21 protein-coding genes and 1 tRNA gene are annotated in these 22,938 nt (G+C 72.6%); 7 read left to right on the top strand and 15 right to left on the bottom strand.

The window, feature by feature from the left end; all coding sequences use genetic code 11:
• From ACFVYL_RS20755 to snpA, 8 genes are all read right to left on the bottom strand, one after another.
• Entirely contained in the window at nucleotides 1-1,302 is a 1,302-nt protein-coding gene (locus tag ACFVYL_RS20755; protein WP_389718092.1) for an alpha-glucoside ABC transporter substrate-binding protein, read from the bottom strand.
• The gene (locus tag ACFVYL_RS20750; RefSeq protein WP_389718090.1) at nucleotides 1,299-2,465 is read right to left on the bottom strand and encodes a hypothetical protein; all 1,167 of its coding nucleotides are present in this window, start codon (nucleotides 2,463-2,465) and stop codon (nucleotides 1,299-1,301) included. Before ACFVYL_RS20750 ends, ACFVYL_RS20755 begins: the two co-directional genes overlap by 4 nt.
• Nucleotides 2,462-3,898: a VWA domain-containing protein gene (locus ACFVYL_RS20745; protein ID WP_389718087.1), complete on the bottom strand. Its 1,437-nt coding sequence runs from the start codon at nucleotides 3,896-3,898 to the stop codon at nucleotides 2,462-2,464. Before ACFVYL_RS20745 ends, ACFVYL_RS20750 begins: the two co-directional genes overlap by 4 nt.
• Nucleotides 3,847-6,315: a tetratricopeptide repeat protein gene (locus ACFVYL_RS20740; protein WP_389718084.1), complete on the bottom strand. Its 2,469-nt coding sequence runs from the start codon at nucleotides 6,313-6,315 to the stop codon at nucleotides 3,847-3,849. Before ACFVYL_RS20740 ends, ACFVYL_RS20745 begins: the two co-directional genes overlap by 52 nt.
• A complete protein-coding gene (locus ACFVYL_RS20735) occupies nucleotides 6,312-8,111 on the bottom strand; it encodes a trypsin-like peptidase domain-containing protein (RefSeq protein WP_389718081.1) in 1,800 nt (599 codons plus the stop codon). Before ACFVYL_RS20735 ends, ACFVYL_RS20740 begins: the two co-directional genes overlap by 4 nt.
• 133 nt (nucleotides 8,112-8,244) lie before the next feature.
• Entirely contained in the window at nucleotides 8,245-9,141 is an 897-nt protein-coding gene (locus ACFVYL_RS20730) for a MerR family transcriptional regulator (RefSeq protein WP_389718079.1), read from the bottom strand.
• Nucleotides 9,142-9,325: 184 nt separating this feature from the next.
• Nucleotides 9,326-11,275: a transglycosylase domain-containing protein gene (locus ACFVYL_RS20725; RefSeq protein ID WP_389718076.1), complete on the bottom strand. Its 1,950-nt coding sequence runs from the start codon at nucleotides 11,273-11,275 to the stop codon at nucleotides 9,326-9,328.
• Nucleotides 11,276-11,362: 87 nt separating this feature from the next.
• Nucleotides 11,363-12,043 carry a snapalysin gene (snpA, locus tag ACFVYL_RS20720; protein WP_389718073.1) on the bottom strand — a complete coding sequence of 227 codons (681 nt, stop codon included), beginning with the start codon at nucleotides 12,041-12,043 and terminating at the stop codon, nucleotides 11,363-11,365.
• Nucleotides 12,044-12,426: 383 nt separating this feature from the next.
• On the opposite strand from snpA, the gene ACFVYL_RS20715 reads away from it, so the two are divergent.
• On the top strand, nucleotides 12,427-12,864 hold the full coding sequence (locus ACFVYL_RS20715) for a PPOX class F420-dependent oxidoreductase (RefSeq protein WP_389718071.1): 438 nt from the start codon (nucleotides 12,427-12,429) through the stop codon (nucleotides 12,862-12,864).
• A 92-nt stretch (nucleotides 12,865-12,956) separates the two neighbouring features.
• On the opposite strand, the gene ACFVYL_RS20710 is transcribed toward ACFVYL_RS20715, so the two are convergent.
• Nucleotides 12,957-14,405, bottom strand: a complete 1,449-nt coding sequence (locus tag ACFVYL_RS20710; RefSeq protein WP_389718068.1) for a cytochrome P450 — start codon at nucleotides 14,403-14,405, stop codon at nucleotides 12,957-12,959.
• Nucleotides 14,406-14,823: 418 nt separating this feature from the next.
• Here ACFVYL_RS20710 and ACFVYL_RS20705 point away from each other — a divergent pair, with 418 nt between their 5' ends.
• Nucleotides 14,824-15,639 carry a hypothetical protein gene (locus ACFVYL_RS20705; protein WP_389718066.1) on the top strand — a complete coding sequence of 272 codons (816 nt, stop codon included), beginning with the start codon at nucleotides 14,824-14,826 and terminating at the stop codon, nucleotides 15,637-15,639.
• Between the two features lie 146 nt (nucleotides 15,640-15,785).
• Here the strand turns inward: ACFVYL_RS20705 and ACFVYL_RS20700 are convergent, their stop codons facing one another.
• Nucleotides 15,786-15,968, bottom strand: coding sequence for a hypothetical protein (locus tag ACFVYL_RS20700; protein WP_389718064.1), 183 nt, complete (start codon nucleotides 15,966-15,968; stop codon nucleotides 15,786-15,788).
• 787 nt (nucleotides 15,969-16,755) lie between these two features.
• On the opposite strand from ACFVYL_RS20700, the gene ACFVYL_RS20695 reads away from it, so the two are divergent.
• The 3 genes from ACFVYL_RS20695 to ACFVYL_RS20685 all read left to right on the top strand — a co-directional run bounded on the left by ACFVYL_RS20695 (nucleotide 16,756) and on the right by ACFVYL_RS20685 (nucleotide 19,119).
• Nucleotides 16,756-17,952, top strand: coding sequence for a helix-turn-helix domain-containing protein (locus ACFVYL_RS20695; protein ID WP_389718062.1), 1,197 nt, complete (start codon nucleotides 16,756-16,758; stop codon nucleotides 17,950-17,952).
• Nucleotides 17,953-18,106: 154 nt separating this feature from the next.
• Complete coding sequence (locus tag ACFVYL_RS20690) at nucleotides 18,107-18,595, top strand: hypothetical protein (protein ID WP_389718060.1); 489 nt, start codon at nucleotides 18,107-18,109, stop codon at nucleotides 18,593-18,595.
• On the top strand, nucleotides 18,592-19,119 hold the full coding sequence (locus ACFVYL_RS20685; protein WP_389718058.1) for a DUF6415 family natural product biosynthesis protein: 528 nt from the start codon (nucleotides 18,592-18,594) through the stop codon (nucleotides 19,117-19,119). The genes ACFVYL_RS20690 and ACFVYL_RS20685 overlap by 4 nt, the downstream gene beginning before the upstream one ends.
• Nucleotides 19,120-19,201: 82 nt before the next feature.
• On the opposite strand, the gene ACFVYL_RS20680 is transcribed toward ACFVYL_RS20685, so the two are convergent.
• From ACFVYL_RS20680 to map, 3 genes are all read right to left on the bottom strand, one after another.
• Entirely contained in the window at nucleotides 19,202-19,420 is a 219-nt protein-coding gene (locus tag ACFVYL_RS20680) for a cold-shock protein (protein WP_389718056.1), read from the bottom strand.
• Between the two features lie 208 nt (nucleotides 19,421-19,628).
• A tRNA-Arg gene (locus tag ACFVYL_RS20675) sits at nucleotides 19,629-19,701 on the bottom strand.
• A 166-nt stretch (nucleotides 19,702-19,867) separates the two neighbouring features.
• Nucleotides 19,868-20,674 carry a type I methionyl aminopeptidase gene (map, locus tag ACFVYL_RS20670; RefSeq protein WP_389718053.1) on the bottom strand — a complete coding sequence of 269 codons (807 nt, stop codon included), beginning with the start codon at nucleotides 20,672-20,674 and terminating at the stop codon, nucleotides 19,868-19,870.
• A gap of 123 nt (nucleotides 20,675-20,797) precedes the next feature.
• Here map and ACFVYL_RS20665 point away from each other — a divergent pair, with 123 nt between their 5' ends.
• Complete coding sequence (locus ACFVYL_RS20665) at nucleotides 20,798-21,130, top strand: helix-turn-helix domain-containing protein (RefSeq protein ID WP_389718050.1); 333 nt, start codon at nucleotides 20,798-20,800, stop codon at nucleotides 21,128-21,130.
• A 27-nt stretch (nucleotides 21,131-21,157) separates the two neighbouring features.
• Here ACFVYL_RS20665 and ACFVYL_RS20660 read toward each other — a convergent pair whose 3' ends face one another.
• A complete protein-coding gene (locus tag ACFVYL_RS20660) occupies nucleotides 21,158-21,571 on the bottom strand; it encodes an organic hydroperoxide resistance protein (RefSeq protein ID WP_389718047.1) in 414 nt (137 codons plus the stop codon).
• 148 nt (nucleotides 21,572-21,719) lie between these two features.
• On the opposite strand from ACFVYL_RS20660, the gene ACFVYL_RS20655 reads away from it, so the two are divergent.
• Nucleotides 21,720-22,199 carry a MarR family winged helix-turn-helix transcriptional regulator gene (locus ACFVYL_RS20655; protein WP_389718045.1) on the top strand — a complete coding sequence of 160 codons (480 nt, stop codon included), beginning with the start codon at nucleotides 21,720-21,722 and terminating at the stop codon, nucleotides 22,197-22,199.
• Between the two features lie 82 nt (nucleotides 22,200-22,281).
• On the opposite strand, the gene ACFVYL_RS20650 is transcribed toward ACFVYL_RS20655, so the two are convergent.
• Complete coding sequence (locus ACFVYL_RS20650; RefSeq protein ID WP_389718043.1) at nucleotides 22,282-22,917, bottom strand: isochorismatase family protein; 636 nt, start codon at nucleotides 22,915-22,917, stop codon at nucleotides 22,282-22,284.
• Nucleotides 22,918-22,938: the final 21 nt, after the last annotated feature.

Below are 22,938 nucleotides of genomic sequence, written 5' to 3'. Positions count from 1 at the left end.
TCAGCCGCCCGGCGGCGCGCAGATCCCGGACGTGGGCAGGTGTCCGGGGCCCGCGTCCGCCGCGGCTGTCGCGCGCACGGTGTCGAGCTGGTCGAGGAGCTCGTCGAGCCGCCCGTCGGACGGGTCCCTGAAGTACTGCAGGACGGCCCGGTGGAACGCGTCGCGCAGGCCCGGCGGCATCACGTCCGAGGCGTCGAAGCACAGCGTCCGCGCGCCGGTGGTGAGTATCCCCGCGATGCGCCGGCCCGTGGGATCGGTGGGCTGGGGGTCGGCCGCGTCGGGGAAGAGCGGCCGCAGCTCCGCTCTCGCCTCGGCCCGCCAGAGCGTGCGGGCCCGCTTGCCCGAGAGCCGGTCGACGAGGGCGCGCGCGGCCGGCTCGCGGGTGAACACCGCGGCCATGTCGCCCGCCACCTCGTAGGCACCGTCGTACGCGGTCCTGCCGCCCAGGAAGCCCGCCGCCGGATCGACGCGGACCCGTTCGTCCGCGTACAGGTAGCGGATGAAGGCGCTCTGGTGCTCATGCGTGCAGCGGGGCGCCGGCGTGTCGAGGAGGCCGCGCGGGCCGCCGCCCTTCGCCGGGTCGGGCGTCCCCTCGTACGAGGTGGTCAGCGACCGGTCGACCGACGCCTTGGAGCGGTCGCCGAGGAGCGCGGCCCAGGTCGTCCACGCCCTGCGGACGCGCGGATCGTGCCAGCTGAGGTGTCCGGTGGCCCACCGCGTGTACGCGGTGGGGCCCGCCTGGTGGAGCAGGATGTCCTCCACCCAGTCGGTGCCGGGCCAGCCGGAGGTGGCCTGCGAGGCGAGGCCCACGCACCACGCGGGCGCCGGGGCCGACCGCCCCTTCCTGCTCCACACCAGGCTCTTGAGGTCGACCTTCAGCGGCACCCAGTAGGTGCGGCGCATGCCGTCCACGGAGAGGGGCGGGGTCCAGGGCGGGTAGGCGCGGGCGGTGGCGGCGCGGTCGAGCGGGGTGAGGCGGCCCGCGCGGGCGTACTCGGTGAGTTCGCCGATGCTGTTGAGGATCGCCACGTCCGGCGGGTCGTCCGCCTCGAGCTGCGCGCCGAGCGTCTCGCGCAGGGAGCGGGTGCCCTGGTAGGTGTACGTCTTCCCGGTGCCGTCGTCGAGGCGGTGCAGCATCGCCTCGAACGCCTCGCCCTCGGGGCCCGTCCAGGGGCCGAGCACGACGAGCGTCTCGGGCCGCCCGCCCCCGCAGGCGGCGGCGCCGGCCAGCAGACAGGCCGCGAGGACGGCACACGAGACGCCGCGCGAGACGCGACGCAGGACGGTGTACGGACGGTTCACGTGGCGGCCCCCTGGCGGGAGATGAGGACGTACTCGCGGCGGTAGGCGTAGAGCGTCACGCCGGTGAGGGCGGCGCCGGCGAGCCCGACGGGTGTCACCCAGGGCGCGGCCCCGTCCAGCGACGCGAGGCGGCCCGCGGCCAGGTCGTGGCGCGCGCGGGCGTCGAGGGACGCGATGAGCAGCGGGTCCGGGCGGCCGAAGGGGTGGTCGTCGGCGGCCGACTCGATCGCCGGTGACGTCCGGTCGGCCAGGTCGCCCGCGGTGGACACCACCCGCTGCTGTGCGCGGTGGGCGAGGACGGCGTCGGTGGTCAGGAACGGCACGGCGAGCAGCGGCACCGCGGCCACCAGGAGGGGGACGCTGACGTACAGGTGCAGGCGGTGGTGGAGGAAGAGCTGGGTGCGCCACAGGCCGCACGCGAGCAGGCCGAGGGCGATCGCGGCGATCACGGCCGCGGCGATCAGCGGGCCGCCGAGCGCCGCGCGGTCCGCGAGCCGGTCGCGCAGGTGGTTCTCCAGGGTGGTGATGCGGTCGACGACGGCGGTCGCGTCGGATCCGGTGCCGGGCCGGCAGGCCGGGTAGCCGTCCGGTCCGGCCCGCCGGGCGGTCGCGGGGGCCGAGCAGAGCATGCTGCGGGCGTAGGAGAGCCCGGCGCCGCGCAGCGCCGGGTCGGCGACGTTGTTCTGCGCGAACGCGATCCACGTGCCGTAGTCGACGACGAGCCCGGAGACCACGTCGAGCTCCTGGCGTTCGGCGGTGGTCAGGGCGCCGCTGCGGGCCACCTGGTTGAGGCGCTGCACGGCCCGCGTGGTGCGGGTGCTGTACCGCTTGCTCAGGCCGCCGAGCTGGACCGCCTCCCCGGCGGCCAGGCTCTCCTCGGCCTCGCGGTCGGCGATGCGCAGGGACGTCTCGGCCTCGGCGAGGCCGACGAGCGCGGGGGTGAAGCTGTCGCGCAGGGCCGCCGAGTCGTCGCGGATCCCGGTGTACGCCCAGCCGAACGCGGCGGCCGCGAGGACCGTGAGCAGCGGCAGGGCGACGAGCCGCTCGCGCAAGTAGGCGCGATTGCGCGGCCGTTCGGCGAGCGGCGCGGGCCAGGCGTAGCGCAGCAGGCCGCGCAGCACGCCGGCCGCGATCAGCCGGGCGGTGTGACGGCGGGCCGTCACGGGGTGCCGCCGGTGGCTGGGAAGGTGCCGGGCAGGACGGTCGTGCTCGACTGGATGCGGGCCGCCTCCACGTCGAACTTCGCGATGCGGTCGCGGAGTTCGACCTCGCCCCGGCCGGAGTCGCGGACGCGCACGAGGCGCCGCAGATGCTCCTGCATGGCGGTGTCGCCCGCTTCGGCGGCGAGCCGCCAGGCCGTGCCGAGCAGCTTCTGGGCCGCCGGGCGCCTGCCGTGTTTCAGCTCCGCGCAGGCCTCTTCGAAGGTGCGGTGCAGCTCCTCCTCGTGCCGGTAGTGGGCGACCTGCGGGTCGAGGCGGCTGTAGAGGTCGGCGTCGTCGGTCCAGCGCATCAACACGGGCTGTGGCGGGGGGAGTCCGAGCCCTGCCGGGCCGTCCGTGTCGAGCTCGACCTCGGTGAGCAGGAGCTCCTTGCCGAGCTGCGCCGGGTCGTAGGGCGCGCCGACGCAGAGCAGGTAGGCGCGGGTCTCCTCGCCGCACGGGCCGAGTCCGTACTCCTCGACGGGGCCGCCCGCGCCCGTGGCCACGCCGGACAGGTCGACGTGGTCGGGGCTGAGCGCGGCCCGCGTCGGATGGACCTGCTCGAAGGAGTACGGGCGCACCCCGGCGCGGTGGTAGAGGCGCAGCCGCAGGCCGGTGACGTCGCGGTCGGCGGCCTGTCCGGTGAGCGCCGCCAGCTCGTCCGGCAGCCGGGTCAGGTCGGCGACGGCGCGGGTGCGGCCGCCCAACGCACCGCCGATCAGCAGGAGTTCCTCGGTCTCCCAGGCGTCCCCGATGCCGACGACGTCGCAGGCGAAGGCGCCCGCGCACCGCTCGACGCGCTCGCGCAGCTCGGCGCGCGTCTCGTAACCGGGTTCGTTCTTGCCGTCGGTGAGCAGCAGCGCGTGGCGTACGTAGCCGCCCGCGCCGGCGGCGGGCAGGTCGCGGAAGAGGTGCCTGGCGCGCTCCAGCCAGGTGCCCATCGCGGTGCCGCCGCCCGGGGTGCAGTCGTGCAGGGCGGTCTCGGCCGCGGCCCGCGACTCGGCGTGCGCGACGGCGAGGCCGGGCCGCCTCGGATAGATCATGGCGGTCCTGTCGCCCCCGGCGACCAGCGCGAACAGCGAGCCGTCGGGGATGCGGGCCAGCGCGCTGACGGCGGCGGCGCGGGCGGCGGCGAGCCGGCTCGGCGGCAGCACCATCGACGAGGAGTGGTCGATGAGCAGGACCTCGGCGAGCCGGGGGCGCACGGTGGCCTCGGGCGGCACGGTGGCCTCGGGCGGCACGGGCGCGGTGCCGGGTCTGCGCACGCTCACCGTGAGGACGGCGTACATCCGGGCCGCCTCCGCCGCGCCCGGCGAGCGGGGGCGGGGCAGCTCGACGACCTGGCTCACTTCGAGGGCGACCGAGGCGGCCGGTTCCTGATCTTCTTGCCCAGCCATGGGGTGTCCTTGCCGAGTCGGGAGTGCCGGAGTCCGAAGGGGCGTACCGCGTACGCGCGGTCCAGGAGGAGCTCGGCGAGCGGGGTGCCGGTGCCGTCGGCCGCGGCCGGGGCGTCGCGGGCCGCCTGGTGGGCCAGGCCCCGGTAGAAACCGGCGAGGTCGGTGCGCAACCCCCGTTCGTCCGCCGGGAATTCGAGCAGCGGGTCGGCGTGCGCGGCGACGGCCCGCAGCTCGGCGGCGGTCAAGCCGCCGCCCTCGCTCTCGTCGCCACCCCCGCCCGCGCTCCCGCCCGCGTCGAGCAGGCGGTGCGCCGCGCCCCACACCTCCGCCTTCATCCGTACGCGGGACTGTTCGTCGGTCAGGCCGTGCGCCGAGAAGAGCTGGGCCAGCGCCCGCACCGCCGCGCCGAGCCCGGCCGCGTCCCTGGCGTGGTCGACGCGGATGCGCACCGCCGCCGTACGGGCCGCGGTGCGGTGCCGGGAGTGCTGGGGCACCGCGTCGAGGGCGGCGATGGCGGCCGTGAGGGCGTCGGGCCCGCCCAGCGCGAGCCGGGCCCGGACGGCGCCGAACGCGGCGCTGCCCAGCGAGGGGTTGCGCAGCCGCACCGCCTCGTAGAACGTCAGGGCCTCGTGCCGCCGGTCGAGCCGCTCCGCGCAGTAGCCGAGCGCCAGCTTGGGCGCGTACTCGCCGGGGATCGCGCCGTAGACCCGGTCGAAGTGGCCGCGGGCCTCCGCCACCCGCGAGCGGGCCAGCGCGAGCAGCCCCCGGTGCCAGTCGAGCCGCCAGTCGTACGGGGCGTGGGCGGGACCTATGGCGTCCTCGGCCAGGGCGAGCGCGGTCTCGGCGCCGGTGAGCGGCCCGCGGTCGGTGCGCGGCGCCGTCCGCAGCCGCAGCCTGCACCGCAGCAGGTGCACCTCGGGGGAGTCCCGCCAGTCGCCGGTGTGCTGGAGCAGCGCCTCGGGGTCGTCGTCGCTGAGCCTGCTGAGCTCGCCGTGGTGGTCGTCGTCGGGGTCCGGGCGCGGCACCGGAAGGCGCCGGGCCACCTCGGGCGGGTCGGGCACGGGGTGGCTGGGCGGCGACAGCGGGGCCGCCGCCCAGCGCGACACCTCGGGGGCCGCGCCGAGGCCGCCGTCCAGGGCGTACGCGGACTGCAGGAAGAGCGGCGAGGGTTCGAACGTCTCCGCCCCGGTCCGCAGCGAGCGCAGTTCGCGGAAGACGCCGCGCAGCTGCTCGTCCATCTCCCTGGCGGTGGCGAACCGGCCCGCGCGCCCGGTGCGGGTGGCACGGCGCAGGACCCTGGCGAGGGAGACGAGGCCGAGCCCGCGGTGGTCCGCGACGGCGTCGTTCAGCGGGGCGAGCGCCGCCAGGTCCGCCAGGTCGTGCCGGGTCGCGCCGATGCCGCACAGGGTGCGCAGCGTCTCGCCGAGGCTGAACAGGTCGTCCTGCGGCACGGATTCGCCGCGTTCGCCGACGCTGGGCGCGCGGAAGGGGGCGGTGGTGAGGCCGGGCGCGCCCGCGCGGCGCACGCTGCCGACGTCGACGAGCTTGGTGGTGGAGCCGTCGTGCATCACGTTCGGCGGCTTCAGGTCGCCGTACACCTTGCCGCGCTCGGGGGCGTGCAGGTGCGCGAGCGCGGCCAGGATCCGCACGCCGTACGCGAGCACGAACTCCAGGAAGCGTTCACGGCCGAACTCCTCGGGGTGGGCGTGCGCGCGGTCCCTGACCTCTTCGAGGTTGAGCCCGTCGACGTACTGCAGGACGAGGAAGTCCCCGACGCCGGAGTGGTGCCCGTAGTTGAACACCCGGATGAACCCGTCGTGGTTGAGCTCGACCAGCTCTTTGCGCTCGACCTTGAGGAGGCTGTACGAGTCCGTGGCGAGCTCCGCGTGCAGCATCTTCACGGCGACCGCGCGGTCGTCGACCTTCGTGTCGTGGGCGAGGCAGACCTCGCCCATCCCGCCGTACCCGAGCGGCCGCACCAGGCGGTACTGGCCGGCGAGCAGGGTGCCGGGCGGCAGCGGCAGCCCGCTCGGGGCGTCCGGGCCCGGGCCGCCGCTGTCCGCGCGGTCCAGGAGGGTGATCTCGGGCAGGACGGTGGGGTCGGGGTGCTCGGGCGGCAGGTCGACGCGGGCGGGGCGCGGCGGGGGCCCGGTGGCGAAGCCCGGTTCGACGATCCAGTGCTGGGAGGACTCCTGTTCCTGGGGGCCGGAGCGAGAGCCGGAGCCGGAGCCGGAGGTGAGGACGGAACCGGAACCGGAACCGGAACCGGTGCCGGTGCCGGTGTCGCTCGCCGGGCGGTCCACGGCGGAGTGCAGCCCGGTCCGCGGGTCGACGCGCTCGCCGCTGGCCAGGCAGTAGCCGGTGGGCGTGACGGTGCCCGAACAGCCGGGGTGCGGACAGGCCTTGACGGGCGTCACGCGTCACCGTCCGTATCCGTATCCGCATCCGTGTTCGTGTCCGTGTCCGCACCCACGACCGTGTCCGCATCCACGACCGCGTCCGGAGCCCCGTCCGCCAGGCGCCGCACCACCCGCGTGAAGGCCGCGACCGCCCGCTCGGCGTCGGCCAGCGGGCAGGGCCCCGCCATCAGGAGCCGCTGCGCCTCGCGGTAGGGGCCGACCGCGTCGGGGTGCTCGGCGAGGCCGCGCCGGGCGAGCCGGGCCAGGTGGTCCCGGAGCAGCCCGCGCAGCCGCAGATGCTCGTCGAGCACCCCGCGCAGCCCGCTCTCGGCCCGCTCGGCCCGCAACAGATAGGTCTCCACGGCCTGCTCGGCGTACGAGAGCTTCTCCAGGAGGCGCGGGCCGCCCCGCCCCGCCGACGGCCGCAGTTCGTCGCTGAGCTGCACCGTCCACAGCGCGGCCCGCGCCGCGTACGCGGTGGCGACCGGCGGGTCGACGACGTGCGGCTCCACGCGGTGGAAGAGCCGCCGGGCGTTGCGTTCGGTGTCGGCGAGGACGTCGACGCGGGCGCCGATCCGCTGCAGCCACTGCGCGGCGCGCTCGGCGGGCAGCAGCCTTTCCGCGAGGGCGTAGGTGAAGCCGTGGGTGCTTGAGCACACCACGAGCAGCAACCGGGCGCCCGCGTCGGCCAGTTCACCCAGGACGCGGGCGGCGGTGGCCGGATCGGTGGCGGAGCGGTCGGCGTGCAGGACGGCGACGGCGGGGCGCCGCCGGGCGGTGGTGTGGCCGCGCGCCGCGTGGCGCAGTTCGTGCCGCAGGACCGCGAGGGCCTCGCGCAGCTCGGGCCGGTCGGGCTCGTCGAGCGCGGCGCCCTCCAGGTCGAGGGCGAGGGCGATGCTGCCGACCCGCGGCGCGATACCGGCGCGGGACAGCAGCGAGGCGCCGCTCTCCGCGCACTCCACGGGTCGTACGGCCAGTTGGGGCGACTGTTCGCGGTCGGCCATGTTCAGGACGACGTACAGGGCCTGCCGCGCCCGGTCGTCGTCCTCGGCGATGAAGAGCACCTCGGTGTCCCACGCGTCCGTCTCGCCGTTCAGCCAGCGGGTGACGGTGCGCTGCAGGCCGTGCGGGCGGGCCGTGCGGGCGGCGTCCGCCGAGACGACGCGGTGGCCGGGGATGGCGTGCGGCCCGGTCACGTACCGCTCGGCGAACCGCCGGAAGTACTTGGCGACGGTGGCCGCCGGGATCATGTACCCGCGCTCGCCCCGCTCGTCGGCCTGCGCCAGGATGCCGAGGAGCCGGTCCGTCCCCTCCTCCCGCACGCCCGCCCCACTGAACCCGCCCCGCAGCCGCGGCGTCCGGCCCGCCTCCGTGCCTGCCCCGGTGAGGTCGATCTGCACCCGCTCGTCGCCCTCGCCGCCGGGCCCCCGGCAGGCGCCGGTGAGCCACTGGCCGCCCGACCGGTGCGCCGGGAAGCCGTCTATGAGGACCGTGGCTCCCCGGTAGTCGAGTGTGCGGTGCAGGGTGACCGGCGAGGGCAGGGGCGCGGGGCCGTCCAGGACGAGCACCGCGAGGTCGCCCTGCGCCTTGCCGAAGGCGGGCACCCAGTGCCCGGCCTCCACGGTCGCGGTGCGGTGCGGGGTCCGCTCCAGGCCCTGGAGCAGCGGGAACTCGACCTGTACGCGGTCGGGACGCCGGCCCGTCGCCGGGTCGCGGATCACATGGGCGCAGGTGAGGACCCGGTCGGTGCCGAACAGCACCCCGGCGCCCAGGACGTCGCCGCTCCCCGAGGCCGCCCACCGTCGCAGCCGCACACGCCAACTCGAATGATCCATCGGAGAGTTGACGCCCCCGTCCGCAGCTTCCGCATCCCCCTCCATGTTTCCTCAGAATAGGCGCGGGGGAGGCCAAAGGCGCCCCGGCTGCACGCGGAGGGAGTACGCCGGGCTATCCGCCGGGGAACACCTGCGCGACCGGGAACGCCACATCGCACACCTGGTCATCGGGTCCCGTCCGCGCCCAGTCCGCGAAGTACACCTCCCGGCACGGCCCGGCCAGGGCGAGCCCCTGCCCGGCGACCCACGCCTCCACCGCGTCGAACGCCGCGATGATCTGCGGATAGGAGACCTGCGCCTTGGTGATCCGTGTGTAGGCGAGCCGGTGCGCGGGCTCCACCCGGACCCGGACGTCCGAGGCCCGGCCCTGCCGCGCCGCCCACGCGCGGGCGGCCCGCACGTCCACCACAGGGACGCAGGACTCGGCGGGCCCGTCGCTCTCCTCGGTCACCTCGGCGTGGTAGACGACGAAGTGCGGGGCGGCGACGCCCCCGCACTCCCCGGCGGCCCGCTCCAGGCGTTCGGCGCTGGCGCCGATCCAGGCGGACAGCTCGCCGCCGCGCACGTGCCTGGTCTCACTGATGACGTACTGCTCCGGTACGTCCACGGTCTGCACTTCGAACGTCGCGTACAACTCGGCATTCCTTCCCGACAGTCGTCCACGGAGGTAGCGCGCGAGCGTCCGCTGCTCGGCGAAGCGCTCCTCGACCCCGGCCCAGTAGCCGTCGAGCGAGCGCGCCGCCCGCTCCCCGTCCAGCTCCACGACCTCGGCGATGGCCGCGAGCGGCATGTCGAGGCGGCGCAGCAGCGCGACCGTGCGGGCGCGCTCGATCTGGTCGGGCCGGTAGGAGCGGTACCCGCTGACCTCGTCGACGTGGGCGGGCGCGAGCAGCCCGAGCCGGTCGTACAGCCGCAGCGCCTTGGGGGAGAGCCGCGCGCGGGCGGCGAACTCGCCGATGGACAGCAGGCCGTCGCCGGGCCGCGCCGGTCGTCGTGGTTCCACGTTCACGAGGTCATCCTCCGTCACCGGGCCGGTCGGCCCGATGACCCAGAAGGTGAGGTCTGCCCCAGGGGCAGAGTCAAGCAGGGTCGGACAGGGTCAGAGTCAAGCAGGGGCAGAGCCGACGGAGGCCGAGCCGACGGAGGCCGAGCCGACACGGGCCGAGTCAACAGGCGCCGCGCCAACGGTCAGTTCAGTTCCGCGCCCCTGCCACGTACTCCTGCCAGATCCGGGGCGGGAGCGCGTTCCCGCGCCGGGACTTCTTGCCGCCGACCCCCGACATCGGGAGCAGCTGCGGGTCGTCGGGGTCGAGGCGGAACAGGGTGACCGCCGTCGACAGGTCCTTCGTGAACCCCGTGAACCAGGCCGACTTGAGGCGGTCCTGGTCGCCGGTGCGGCCCGCGGACACGTCCGTGCCCAGGTCCTTGCCGACCTCGCGCAGGGCGTCGGTGACCTGCCGGGCCACCTGCGGGTCAAGGGCGCGGCTCGCCGAGGGCGGGGTCAGGCCCGGCAGGCGCTCGCCGTCCCTGAGGGCCTTGGTGACCGAGTAGGGGTCGTGCCGGATCCCGTCGGCCGCGAAGGTCCCGTACGCGGTGGCCATCCGGATCGCGCTGGGCGTCGACGTGCCGATGGAGAAGGCCGGCTCCAGGCGGGCCATGCTCTGCCTCAGCAGCCCGGCGTCGACGGCCGTGCGGCGGACCGTGTCCCGGCCGACGTCCTCGCCGAGGCGTACGTAGGTCGCGTTGCCGCCGGAGGCCAGGGCGCGGCGGAGCGTGGGGTGGTCGGGGTCGGTGGCGCCGGTGGCCGGGCGCAGGGTGCCGTCGGCCGCGTAATAGCTGTCGGCCAGGATGCCCGGCCCCATGTCGGGCGCGCGGGCGAGGCGGGCCTCGGTGACCGGGACTTCCCGTAGGGCCATCCCGTGCTGCAGGGCCGCGGCCAGCACGAACGGCTTGAAGGCCGAACCCACGGGGACGCCGGAGGTGTCGGCGTTGTTGGTGAAGTGCGCGGTGGCGTCGGGCCCGCCGTACAGCGCCACGAGCGCCCCGTCGGAGGGCCGCACGGACGCGGCGCCCACCTGCACGTGCCGGTCGGCCGGGCGCTTGTCCGGGTCGGTGTCGCGGGTCAGGACGCGTCGCACGGCGCGCTCCAGGGCGCGCACCTTGTCCTTGTCGAAGGTGGTGTGGATCTCGTAGCCGCCGCGGGCGAGTTCCCTGTCGGTGAGGCCGGTGCGCTGCTTGAGGTAGCGGTTGGCGACGTCGACGAGGTAGCCGGTCTGGCCGCCGAGGCTGGTGGAGCGCGACCGTTTGCGCGGTTCGGGGAAGGTCCGGTACTTCGCCCGCTCCTTCTTCGTCATCAGGCCGACCCCGACCTGCCGGTCCAGGATCCACTCCCAGCGCTCCCGCGCCCGCTCGTGGTTGGCGGCGCCGACCGCCGGGTCGTACAGGTCGGCGCCCTTGAGCATGGCGGCGAGCATCGCGCCCTGGCTGGGGTTCAGCTTCTTCGCGGGGATGCCGTAGTAGGCGTGGGCGGCGGCCTCGATGCCGTTGGCGCCGCGCCCGAACCAGCTGGTGTTGAGGTAGCCCTTGAGGATCTCGTCCTTGCTCTTCTTGCGGTCCAGCTTCAGCGCGATGACGAACTCCTTGACCTTCCGCGTGACCGTCTGGTCCTGCGAGAGGTAGGTGTTCTTCACGTACTGCTGCGTGATGGTGGAGCCGCCCTGCGTCTCCTGCCCGCGGACCATGTTGACCGCGGCACGGGCCAGGCCCTTGGGGGAGACCCCGGAGTCCTCGTAGAACGTCTCGTTCTCGGCGGCGATCACCGCGTTCACCGCGGACGGGGCGATCTGGCCGAGCTCCACGTTCTGCCGGTTGACCTCGCCGGTGCTGACCATCTGGGTGCCGTCGGACCAGTAGTAGACGTTGGCCTCGCGGCGGGCCGCCTCGTTCTCGTCCGGGATGTCCACGCTGACGTACACGCAGATGAAGAGCGTGGCGACGGCGGTGACGAAGAGTCCCGCCGTGCCGAGGAGCAGGCGCCACGACGGGACCCAGCGGCGTACGCCGCTCCTGCCGGTGCGCGGGTAGTCCACGAGCCGTCGTCGGCCGCGCCGGCGCGACTTCTTCTCCTGAGCATGTGTCCCCATGCCGGAGGAGAGCGCGCCGCACGCGGCCGGGTTGGCCGTGAGGCCGTTAGCGGTACGTAACAGCCCGCCCGCGGGGAGGCCGCGGGGTCAGCGGATCTTCGTCAGCTCGCCCTGGTCCTTGAGCACGGCGACACCGGCGGCCCAGAGGCTGTTGACCCGTGCGCGCTCCTGGGCGTTGGGGTACGCGTTGGTGCAGGACGTGCCGGGTCCGCCACCGGACATCAGCTCGCTGCACGGGCCCGAGTAGTGGTCGGGCAGACCGAGCACGTGACCCGTCTCGTGGGCCGTCACGCGCGTGGAGTTGTACTGCTGGTTCTGCCGGTAGTCCAGGAAGATGTACCCGTGGCCGCGCCCGTCGGTGGAGGCGTACGAGCCCCGGGAGTCATTGCCCTCGCGGTACGAGAAGTCGGCACCCGAACTGCTCTCCTGCAGCTTCACGTTGGAGACCGAGGAGTTCCAGATCTGGGTGCTCTGCGCTATCTGGGTGCGGAAGCTGGGGGCCCGGGTCGTGCTGTACCTGACGGTGACGACCTGGATGCCGGGCTGCGCCGCCTGCTTCTTCAGCGCCGACTTCATGACGGCGTCGAAGAACTGCCGGTTGGCTGCCTGGTCGCCGCCCGTGTACGACGACGTGCTGGTCGCGGCGGCGGGCTGCACGGACTCCGGCGCCGGGGCCGGTGCCGCGAACGCCGTGGGGGCGGCGGCCAGCGAGGCCACGAGTGCGGCGGCGCCGAGTGCGGCGGCGAGGCTGGTCCTGGATCTGTTCATGGGGGTGTGTCCCTTCCGGGATGGCCCGCGGACGGGCCATGGGGGTGGCCGGGACGGGCCGGTACGCGGGGGTGGCCGGGGTCCCGGGACAGGAGGCCTGCGGGTGCGGCTTCCGGTCGGGACGAGTATCGGGAGGGCGGGGCCTGTTCGTACCGATGCCATTTCGTGATAGCGCGATGACATCAACTGGCGCGAGGGGGGCGGTATTTGCCGCTGCGGGGAATGAGGCGGGCTCGTGTGTGCTTGCTGAAGGAGCACGCTTGGTCTGGTCCTGTCTGGCCCTGTTCGGTCCGGCCCTGTCTGGTCCGGCCCTGTCCGGTCCTGTCTTGTCCGGACCACCCGTACCGTCGCCCACCGACCCGCACCGCCCCGGAGGCCCGCCCATGAACGCCACCCCGCAGCCGTACGACCCTTACGCGCTCCTCGCGGAGAGCAGGCTCGGTGTCCTCGCCACGATCAAGGCGGACGGACGCCCGCAGCTCTCGCCCGTCATGCCGTTCTACGACCGGGACGCAGGGGTCGTCCACGTCTCGATGACGGAGGGCCGCGCCAAGACGGCGAACCTGCGCAGGGATCCGCGGGCCACGCTGGAGGTCACCGGCCCCGACGGCCGCTCCTGGGCCACCGTCGAGGGCACGGCCACCCTTACCGGACCGGGCACCGATCCGCAGGGCCCCGAGGTCGAGGCGCTGGTGCGCTACTACCGGACAGCGGCCGGGGAGCACCCGGACTGGGACGAGTACCGGTCGGCGATGGTGTCCGACCGCCGGGTGCTCATGACGATGACGGTCGACCGCGTGTACGGGGAGCGGATCGGCTGAAAACCGGTGGGTCCGCGGGTGTTGGCGGAGGCGTGTGGGGTGCGTGGAGTGCTTGGGGCGTGTGGGGTGCTTGGGGCTTGGGGTGCGGCGGTCTACCCCGGGACCCGCGGGCTCACGGTCATGCGGATGTCGTCGTCGGCCCAGAGCACGAACCGTTCGACGGGCGTCACCTCGTGCCCCGGTACGGGCCGGAAGCGGAACCGCTTCAGCAGGACGGCCAGCGCGAGTGCGGCCTCGACCATGGCCAGTTGGGCGCCCTCACAGCTGCGCGGCCCGATCCCGAAGGGGATGTAGGCGAGCCGTGGCCGCTCGGCCACCGCCTCCGGGCTGAACCGCTCGGGCAGGAACCGCTCGGGGTCCGGCCAGTGGTCGGGGTTCATGTGGACCGCCCAGAAGGGGTAGAAGACGGTGGTCCCGGCCGGAAACCCGTACGAGCCGACGACGAGCGGTTCGGTCGTCTCGCGGGCGCCGTAGGGCCCCGGCGGGCGGAGCCGCATCGACTCCTTCAGGACCATGTCCAGATACGTGAGCCGCCGCAGGTCGGCGTAGTCGGGCACGGCACGGTCGCCGAGGACCCGGTCCAGCTCCTCGGTGACGCGTGCGGCGACGTCGGGGTGGCGCCCGAGCAGATGCAGGGTCCAGGAGACGGCGACGCCGGTGGTGTGGTGGGCGGCGAGCATCGTCACCATGACGGTGTCGCGGATGCGGGCGGGGGACATGCCGGCGTCGACGAGGGCGCCGATGAGGTCGCTCCGGTCGCTCTGTGCGCTCCGGTCGCTCCGTGCGCTGTCCGGATGGGCGGGGTCCTGACGTGCGTCGTTTTGGCGTGCGTCGCTTCCGGGTGCGTCGTTTTGGCCCGCCTCGTTCTGGCGTGCCTCGCTTCGGCGTGCCTCGCTTCGGCGTGCGTCGAGGACGCGGTCGACGGTGGCCCGCAGATACCGGAGCGCGCCCTCGACCCGCTTCGTCCGGTCCTCCTCGTCCCTCGGCACCTGATACTGCTGCCCCAAGGACTCGGTGAGCACGGTCTCGAACGCGTCGACGACCCCGTCCGGATCGACGACACCCCGGTCGTCGCCGCCCAGCGCGTACGCGCAGATCATCCGCAGCGACAGCGCCGTCAGCTCCTTCTGCAGACCGACGGCCGCACCGTCGCCCAGCGCGCCCCACCGGTCCGCGAGCCCCTCGACCAACGCGGCGAACTCCCCGAAGTGCCGCTCGTGCGAGGGCCGCCCGGCGAGCACCTCCAACAGCACGCGCCGCCAGGGCCCGTGCTCCTCGGCCCCGATGACCTGCAGATTCCCGGCCTCACACAACGGTGAGAGGAAGTCGAACAGCGCTGCGGGCCGCTCGTCGATCCGGGCGGTGGCCTCAAGCAGCACGGGATCGGCGACGGACACGGCGGTGCCCGCGCCCGGCAACTGGAACCGCGCGACGGGCCCGTACTCCGCATGGAGCCACAACTGATAAAGGTGCAGCCCGCCGGCCGCCGCGATGGCCCCGACGCCACCGTCATCTTGCGGCTCAGGCCCAGGAATCCCCATGTCCACCCCTTCACCACTCCTCACCGTCGCCGGCGCACACCACCGGCGCCCACCACCGGCCCGGGGCGCGTACCGGAGTAACCGCCCTTCGCACGGGCCGGGTTCCCGACGGCCTCTGTGCACAGGTGCCCTCAGTCGGATTCAGGCCAGTAAACTGCGCCCGCCCAGAAGCGATCCGGAAGCGATCCGGAAGCGATCCGGAAGCGATCCGGAAGCCATCCGGAAGCCATTCAGATGCGATCCGGCAGCGACTCAGCAGCGATTCGGGCATACGGCGCGCGCGGGAAGACGAGGGAGAACAGTGGCACACGGGGGACATCAGGGCTGGGCACCGCGGAACGCCCCACCACAGGGTGGCGGCGCCCCACACCCGTACATCCCACCACCGGCGGCCCCGGCCCCGGCCCCGTACCCACCCATGCCCCCGCACCCGGGCCCCTATCCACCTTCGTACCCCCAGCCCGTCCGGCGACGACGCTCCGGTCTCGGCTTCCTCTTCGTCTCGCCGCTCGTCCCGGTGATCCGTTCCGCCCGCCGCCGCGCCGAGGCGGTCTTCAACCGGCCGGGCGCGGGCCACGTCGCGGACCGCCTGGTCTCCCAGGTCCAGCTGTGGCGCGCGCTCGCGGGCGCGGCCGCGACCCTCTACCTGATCTACACCTACGGTGCGGACGAGGGCTGGAGCGGTGTCGCCAACGACGGTGTCGTGAAACTGCTCCTCGCCCCGCTGCTGCTGATCTTCACCGGCCCGCTGGTCGTCCTCGGCTTCATCCGCTACGTACCCGCCGAGCACCGGTCCGAGCTCCGTTCCCGGCTGCGCACGCCGCTCAAGGCCGTGGGCTGGTACGTCGGGATCCTGGTCGGCGTGGGCCTCGTACTGGCGGGCAGCGCCCTGCTCCTGAAGCAGAACTACGGCACGCTCGTGAACGGCCTGGTGGCGCTCGCCCTCCTGCTCGGCCTCATCTGGCTCCTGCCATTCCTGCTCTTCGCCTCGGCCTACGCGGCCCGCTACGCCTTCAACACGTCCACCGTGCACGCCGCACTCCCGGCCGTGCTCACCGTCGTACTCGTCTGGGAACTGACGGTCTGCAGCGTCGCGCTGGAGGGCGGCCTGCCGCCCGGCCCGCCGGCGGCACAGTGGTGCGCGGTGCTGGGCGGCCCGGTCTCGGTCACGGCGGTGGCCCTGTGGGAGCTGCGCCGCATGCGTACGCGGTACGGGGTCCGGATCCGCACTTGATCGGGCCCGTCCCGCACCCGGCACATGCGCGTGCGTCCCCGCTCCCCGACAGGGAGAGGGGACGCACGCCACTGCACATCAGCTACCGGTCACCACAGATGTCACCGATGCCAATGCCGATGCCGTTGCCGAGATGCGGGGACCGGTCAGTCCAGTTCCATGTCGCCGAAGGCGGCAACGGAGGTCTCGGAGATGTGGGTGCCGATGCCGTTGCCGTTGCTGATGCCGTCGAAGCCGTCGAAGCCGTCGTTGGCGGAGGCGGCACCCGCGCCGCCCAGGACGGTGAGGGCGGCGATTGCGGCAGCAGCGAAAACAGTGCGGATACGCATGTGTGGCCTCTCTGAGAGGGGTGAAGGGACACCACGGGCTTCCCCGAATCGGACCGGCGAGCAATCGCCCTGAGCCTCAAATCATCCGAACGGCCGCCATGCCCCGCCCACCGCGGAATCCGCGTCCCCACCCATGTGGGGGACGGGGCCTGTGCGCTGGTCGAGTGGATTTCCGACAGGACGGCGCCCCTACGCCGACGGCGTACCGGCCCTCGGACCCCGCACCGGAGAGTCGATGTGGAGGTCTCCCAGCACACCAACACCAGGTTGCGCTCCGTCGCGGACCTCATCGTGTCGTGGGGCCATGGCGGAGACCTGCCCCCCCGGAAGTGCGCTCCGCACGCGCGGCGGGCCTCGCCAGGCGAGCGGACGGACCGCCTTTGAACGCGCCTGGCGAGTTCCGTGGAACTGGCCGACGCTCCGGGCCTCACGCTCGCTGGGGGAAACCACGCGCCGCACCACGCTCATCGCCGTCGCCTTGCTCCTCGTCGGGGCGGCGCCGGGCCATCGTGCCCGGATGGGTACAGCCTTCAGGCGTCGGCCGGTGACCCCGGTGACCCGGACGCGCTCGTGTGCCGTGGCGATGGAGCACCGCCGCCCGAGCCCGACGACAGCCCCACACCACAGGCAGCCCTGGACCCGCAGCGCCGCATGTACTGGCATGGCCCTTCTTCCGCCTTCGGGCGGGGGAGGGGCCGTGCGTCGTATCCGGGTTCTAGTGCCGGGAGTAGCGTGGAGACAACACCTTCTGGCGGGGGTATCAGTGAACAGGCCTTTCGATTCAGGCATGGGTGACCGCATCGCGGAACTCAGGTACAGGCGAAGCCTTACGCAAGAGGAACTCGCCGAGCGCGCGGAAGTCTCGGTCGACGTCGTGCGCAAGCTGGAGCAAGGACGCCGGAAGACAGCCCGGCTCACCACCATCAACGCACTGGCCCGAGCACTCGACACCGAACCCAGTTACCTGGTCGGTCAACCCACAACGTTCGAGACTCACGGCAGGCCGGAAGAGGACTCCCCCTCAGTCCTGGCTCTACGTCAGGCGATCTCCCCGGTAGCCGACCTGCTCGGCGGTGAGGGCGATCCCGAGGATCCGCCCAGCATCCAAGATCTCCAGGCATCGCTCAGGTCTACGGAGGCCATCCGCCGCGAGGGGCGCATGGGCGAGATCGGCGTACTGCTGCCGCCGCTTATCCAGGACGCTCGTGCCGTCGTCCACGCCTCCACTGGCAGCGACAGAGCAGCGGCCAACTCCGTACTCGCCCTCGCCTATCAGGTGGCATCAGTCACGCTTACCGGGCTCGGCAAGGAGGACGCCGCGTTCACTGCGATGGAACGGTCACTGCTCGCGGTCCAGGGCTGTGACGATCCCGGCCTGGAGACCATGGCCGCCTCCACCCTCTCCTACGTCCTCACCAAGCAGGGCCGTCTCGCCGACGCCGAGCGCGTCGCGCTGACACGAGCCGAAGCCATCGAGCCGGGATTCCGCAGCACGCAGCAGGACTTGGCCCTTTGGGGGATCGTGCTCTTGCGCGCGGCCACCGCCGCCGTGCGCCAGAAGAAGCATGAGCAGGTACTGAGCCTGCTCCGGATGGCGAAGGGCGCCGCCGAGACAATGGACGGCGATCTGCTGCTGTACGCCACGCCTTTCGGCCCGACCAACGCGGGCGTGGCACGGGTGAACTTCCTTGTGGAGATGGAGCACGCCGACGACGCCGTTCAGGCCTCGCGCAAGGTGCCCAACCTTCATTCGCTGCCTCCGACATGGCGGGCTCGCTTCCACGTTGATCGAGCCCTGGCTTTCAGCGACATGGACAAGGACCGCCAAGCAGTAGGTGCCCTGCTCGCCGCCGAGGAGGACGCCCCCGAGTGGATGCGCTACCACTCGACCTCGCGCCGCTTGATCGAGGAACTCCGTGGGCGTGTCGCACGACGTGACGCGCCAGTAAACGGGCTGGCGGATCGGCTGGGCATGCTGAGGTAGGGCGCTGCGTCCTACCTGATCCCTGGACTGGGACGGCTCGTCACTGGGCTGCGATCGCGCGAGTCCATAGCGTGATCCACATGATGCGGCGTCGGCTTACCCCCGCAGGCGAAAGCCGACGTCGCGACCATGCGGACGCGACTCGGAGACGGCGATGGACGAAACCCCGCAGACAAAGCACGCCCCCGCGAGCGCCGCCTTCGACTGGTTGGCGCACGCCCAGCAGGAGCCGCAGCAGGCTCACCGGGAGTGGACGGAGCGCGGTGCCGCGTTGCTGCCGCTCGGCACCAGGTTCAACGCCGTGTGCTTGTCCGCGCGGATCGTGCACGCAGGCGCCGGAACCACGGACTTCGACATCGTGACCCGGACGCTCGCGGAGCTGCTCGACGGCCCGGTGATCCACAACAACCCGCAGCAGATGTATTACGCGCTCACCGATCCCTACCCGCCTGCCCGATGGGCCTACGGGTACCAGGCCGCCATGCTGGGATCAGGCCAGTTCCTCAGCGTGCCCGCCGCGGACCTCACGGGACCGGTCGGCCTGCACTGGGCTGTGCGCCCCTCCGCGGTGGGCGCCCTGTGCCCCGTACCGGCCGTGGCTGCACTCGTCGCCATCGGCACGCGCACAGGGGGCGACCGATGACCCTCACCGACCGCCTCTCGGCCCCGCTGCTGCCGTCGGTCAACGTCCTCTCCGAAGCCCAAGTACGGGGCACCGGCTGCGTGTTCTGCGGCGTCACCCTGAGCACCGAAACCGCCGTCGACCTCGGCCCCCACAAGCTGACGCGCCTCGACGAAGTCGCGTGCTGGTTTCCCCGCGCGTGCCGCCCGTGTATCGGGGGCGGCTACGTCGACGTCCTCCTCACCACGGCATTCACCGCGTGCCGCGCGCTGCCCCCGCCCAAGACGCTGACCGACACCTGTCGCCGCTTGCGGCACGAAATCCGGCGCCGCCTCCCCGCCGCAACGGTCGCCGCCGCAGAGTCGGGCGAGGGTAGCATGGCGTGGCACGCACACCAACGAACCATCGACGCGTCCCACGACGCCCTGGCCGACGAGGCCGGCGAGCGCCCCAGCCCGCTGGTGCTGGCGATGCGGGTATCCGAACTCGGGCGACGACTACGTGACTTGCTGCGCTATCCGCCGTGCGGTGGGTTCGGGACATGAGCGAGTCGCCAGCACCCGAATCGCCAGCACCCGTTCGCATCTCGGATCTGTACGGGGTGGTGAGGGGTGGATGTCGGACAGATCAGCGAGGCACGATGCTCACCGCACGGTAGTCGTACCCGTCCTGCTTGAAACCGGGAGCTTCCCATGTGAGGTCCACTTGCTGCCCGGGGGACAGGGTGCGGAACCCGGGCATCTGTATGTCGGCGAAGTGGCCGAAGCAGCCGCCTGGAGTCTCGGGGGAATCGAGCACGCCCCAACCTTCCTCGTCGCGCCACTCGCGGACAGTCGCAGTCACCATGTGCCCGAACCTAATGGCTCTTCCGACGCCCGCGCACTTGGGAATTCAGATCGAGAAGTCGCGGTCAGCCAGGGTCGCGTGCCTGGACGCTTCAACGTGTACGTCCAGTCGGCGGTCGGAGCGGTGTGCCCAGGCACGCACAAGGGCCCGCGACCACCCGGTCGCGGGCCCTCGCTCAAGCAGCGCATCTCGTACGAGATGCAATTTGTGCCCCCGGCAGGATTCGAACCTGCGACACCCGCTTTAGGAGAGCGGTGCTCTATCCCCTGAGCTACGAAGGCGGGGAGCTGTCGGAGAGCTTGTTGAGGGCTTTCCGGCAGTTCTTTGGTGGTGTGGGCTGGCCCGTGCCACCGCCGACAGTGTAGCTGGTGGAGATTTCGGGGGTAGGGGCTCCCGGTCGGGGTGGGGGTGCGTGGGGAGGAGCGGGCCCCCACCCCTGGTGGAGGATCAGTGCGTGGCCGGGGCGGGCTCCGTCTTTGCGAGGTGGCGGGGGCGGTGGGTGAGGACCAGGGGGGCGCCCTCGGTGATCGCTACCGTGTGTTCCGAGTGGGCCGTGCGGGAGCCGTCGGCCGAGCGGATCGTCCAGCCGTCCTTGTCGTAGATGATCTTGTTCGTGCCGCGGGCGAACCAGGGCTCGATGGCGATCGTCAGGCCGGGGCGCAGCTTCCAGCCGCGGCCGGGCCGGCCGTCGTTGGGGATGTGCAGGTCCTCGTGCATCGTGCGGCCGATGCCGTGGCCGCCGAACTCCAGGTTGACCGGGTAGCCGTACTCCGCTGCCACCGCGCCGATCGCCGCCGAGATGTCGCCGAGGCGGTTGCCCGGCAGGGCGACCTTGATCGCGGAGTCCAGGGCGACCTCCGTGGCCTCGATCAGCCGTACGTCCTCCTCGTCCGGGGTGCCGACGATGACGGTGTGGGCCGAGTCCGCCGACCAGCCGTCGATCGTCACGGCCATGTCCATGGTCAGCACATCCCCGTCGCGCAGCTTGTAGCTGTGCGGCAGGCCGTGGAGGACCGCGTCGTTGACCGAGAGGCACACCACGTTGCGGAAGGGGCCCTTGCCGAACGAGGGGGCGTAGTCCCAGTAGCAGGACTCCGCGCCGCGCTCCTTGAGTCGGCGGCGGGCGTGGTGCTCCAGGTCCATCAGGTCGACCCCGACCGCGGCGAGATCGCCGAGCTCCTCCAGGACCTGGCCGACGAACCTGCCGGTCACGTGCATGCGCTCGATGTCCCTGGGTGACTTGTGCTCGATCACTGCGATCCTCGAATTCCCCGGAGCGGTCGGTATAAATATACCGGTACAGTTTGGCCGGTATATTTATACCAGACGCGGGTGAGGTGGTTGCTGCTCGAACTGTGGCGCCCCTACCCTGTTCGCATGGTTCGCCACCCGCTCGCCCCCGAACAGATCGAGGCGGGCCGACGCCTCGGGGCCGCGCTGCGCGCCGCCCGGGCCGGGCGCAGCCCCGTCGACGTGGCCCTGGCGGCGGATATCTCGCCGGAGACGCTTCGTAAGATCGAGACCGGCCGGCTGCCCACGCCCGCGTTCGGCACCGTCGTCCGGCTCAGTGAGGTCCTCGGCGTTCCGCTGGCCGAGCTCGCTCGCGTGTGGCGTGTGGCTCCGGCCTCCGCTTCGGCCTCGGTCTCCGCCTCCGTCTCGGTCTCCGCCTCGGCGCCCAGTGTCGATTCGGCGCTGAGTGAGGCCTCTTGACGGTCGGCCCGGGTGGGCGCGCAGGTCCTACTCGATGACCAGCTCCACCGGGATGTTGCCGCGGGTCGCCTTGGAGTAGGGGCAGAAAGCGTGCGTCTTCTTCAGGAGTTCCTCGCCCGCGGGGCCCTGCAGGTGGTCCGGGAGCTCGGCCCGCATGACCACGGCCAGGCCGAACCCGCCGTCGGTGTCCTTGCCGATGCTGACCTCGGCCGTCACTGAGACGTCCGTGATGTCGATCTTCTCCTGGCGCGCGATGTTGCCCATCGCGCTGGCGAAGCACGCCGCGTAACCGGCGGCGAAGAGCTGCTCGGGGTTGGTGCCCTGGCCGTTGCCGCCGAGGGCCGCGGGGAAGCCGAGCTGCAGGTCGATCTGGCCGTCGGAGCTGACGGCGCGGCCCTCGCGGCCGTTGGCGGTGGCTACTGCGGTGTACAGCGCGTCCATGGTGGTCCTCTTCTTCCTGTTCGGCCTGTTCGGCCTGTTCGGCGTTCGTCCGGTGCGTCTGTGTACGAGTAGAGCACGCTATTTTGTTGTGTGCAACTTAGTTGTGCGCAATTGAATGGGGTGCAGTGGTGCCTTGTACTCTGGGGGTATGGACGACGACGTACGGGACGAGGACTTTCTCCGGCTCGACGAGCAGATCTGCTTCTCGCTGCACGCGGCCGCCCGCGCCTTCAACGGCGTCTACCGGACCGCGCTGAAGGAGCTGGGGCTGACCTATCCCCAGTATCTGGTGATGCTCGTGCTCTGGGAGCACGGCGAGCTGCCCGTCAAGAAGATCGGGGAGCGGCTGCGGCTGGACTCCGGGACGCTCTCGCCGCTGCTCAAGCGGCTGGAGGCGACCGGGTACGTGGAGCGGCGACGGAGCGCCGAGGACGAGCGGTCCGTGGCCGTCCGGCTCACCGGCGAAGGGGACGCCCTCCGTGAGAAGGCCCGGGCCGTGCCCCGCGCCATCGCCGAGTCCACCGGGCTCTCCCTCGGTGAGGTGCGGGAGCTGCGCGCGCGGCTCAACGCGCTAACCGCCTCTCTCGACGGCGGTGAGCGCATCGTCTCCGGTGAGTGCTTGCAGTGAATGCCTGGGGTGAGTGCTTGCGGTGACCGGCTGCGGTGACTGTCCGGTGTGACTGGCTGCGGCGGCGGGGTGGGACGAGGCTCTAGGGTTCCGGCGCGAACACCGCCCCCGTCGTCGTGACGACCGCGCACTTTCCCGCCGCCCAGCGCAGCGCCATCGCATGGTCGTCCGCCGAGAAGTCCGCCACCGCGTCCGCGACCACGAACGCCTGGATGTCCTGCATCCACGCGTCGCACGCCGTCATCAGGACGCCGATGTGGGCGTAGACGCCGGTGATGACCAGCTGGTCGCGGCCCTGTTCGCGCATCCGCTCCAGGAGGTCCGTGCGGACGAAGCCGCTGTACTTCCACTTGGTGAGCACCGTGTCGGCGGGCGCCGGGCCGATCTCCGCCGCGATCGCCGCCGCGTGCGCGTCGTCGGGCAGACCCGGGCCCCAGAAGTCCTGCTGGAGTCCGCGCTCGGCGGGGGTCTGGCCGCCGGGCTGCGCGGTGTGCACGACCGGGACGCCGAGCCGGTCCGCCGCACGCTTCAACTCAGCGACGTGGGCGAGGAGTTCCGGTACAGGGGGCGCCGTCCGGTCGTACGTCGAGAGGAAGTAGTTCTGCAGGTCGTGCACGAGGAGCACGGCGCGGGACGGGTCGACCTTCCAGCCGACGCGGTTCGCGGGCAGCTCGTCGGGCGTCGGCATCGGATAGGGGGTGATGGCGGGGAGGGCCATGGTGGCGGGCGTTCCGTTTCG

This window comes from Streptomyces sp. NPDC058308 (assembly GCF_042880275.1).
Taxonomy (GTDB): Bacteria; Actinomycetota; Actinomycetes; order Streptomycetales; family Streptomycetaceae; genus Streptomyces.
This window is presented reverse-complemented; position numbering and strand designations above follow the sequence as displayed.

Bases quoted from the DNA above. Each gene is read 5' to 3' on its own strand.
- ACFVYL_RS20695 (WP_389718062.1), top strand. From the start codon at position 16,756: ATGGGTGACCGCATCGCGGAACTCAGGTACAGGCGAAGCCTTACGCAA.
- ACFVYL_RS20700 (WP_389718064.1), bottom strand. From the start codon at position 15,968: ATGCGTATCCGCACTGTTTTCGCTGCTGCCGCAATCGCCGCCCTCACC.
- ACFVYL_RS20665 (WP_389718050.1), top strand. From the start codon at position 20,798: ATGGTTCGCCACCCGCTCGCCCCCGAACAGATCGAGGCGGGCCGACGC.
- ACFVYL_RS20745 (WP_389718087.1), bottom strand. From the start codon at position 3,898: ATGGCTGGGCAAGAAGATCAGGAACCGGCCGCCTCGGTCGCCCTCGAA.
- ACFVYL_RS20710 (WP_389718068.1), bottom strand. From the start codon at position 14,405: ATGGGGATTCCTGGGCCTGAGCCGCAAGATGACGGTGGCGTCGGGGCC.
- ACFVYL_RS20685 (WP_389718058.1), top strand. From the start codon at position 18,592: ATGACCCTCACCGACCGCCTCTCGGCCCCGCTGCTGCCGTCGGTCAAC.
- ACFVYL_RS20660 (WP_389718047.1), bottom strand. From the start codon at position 21,571: ATGGACGCGCTGTACACCGCAGTAGCCACCGCCAACGGCCGCGAGGGC.
- ACFVYL_RS20715 (WP_389718071.1), top strand. From the start codon at position 12,427: ATGAACGCCACCCCGCAGCCGTACGACCCTTACGCGCTCCTCGCGGAG.
- ACFVYL_RS20705 (WP_389718066.1), top strand. From the start codon at position 14,824: ATGCCCCCGCACCCGGGCCCCTATCCACCTTCGTACCCCCAGCCCGTC.
- ACFVYL_RS20655 (WP_389718045.1), top strand. From the start codon at position 21,720: ATGGACGACGACGTACGGGACGAGGACTTTCTCCGGCTCGACGAGCAG.
- ACFVYL_RS20725 (WP_389718076.1), bottom strand. From the start codon at position 11,275: ATGGGGACACATGCTCAGGAGAAGAAGTCGCGCCGGCGCGGCCGACGA.
- snpA (WP_389718073.1), bottom strand. From the start codon at position 12,043: ATGAACAGATCCAGGACCAGCCTCGCCGCCGCACTCGGCGCCGCCGCA.
- ACFVYL_RS20650 (WP_389718043.1), bottom strand. From the start codon at position 22,917: ATGGCCCTCCCCGCCATCACCCCCTATCCGATGCCGACGCCCGACGAG.
- ACFVYL_RS20690 (WP_389718060.1), top strand. From the start codon at position 18,107: ATGGACGAAACCCCGCAGACAAAGCACGCCCCCGCGAGCGCCGCCTTC.
- ACFVYL_RS20680 (WP_389718056.1), bottom strand. From the start codon at position 19,420: ATGGTGACTGCGACTGTCCGCGAGTGGCGCGACGAGGAAGGTTGGGGC.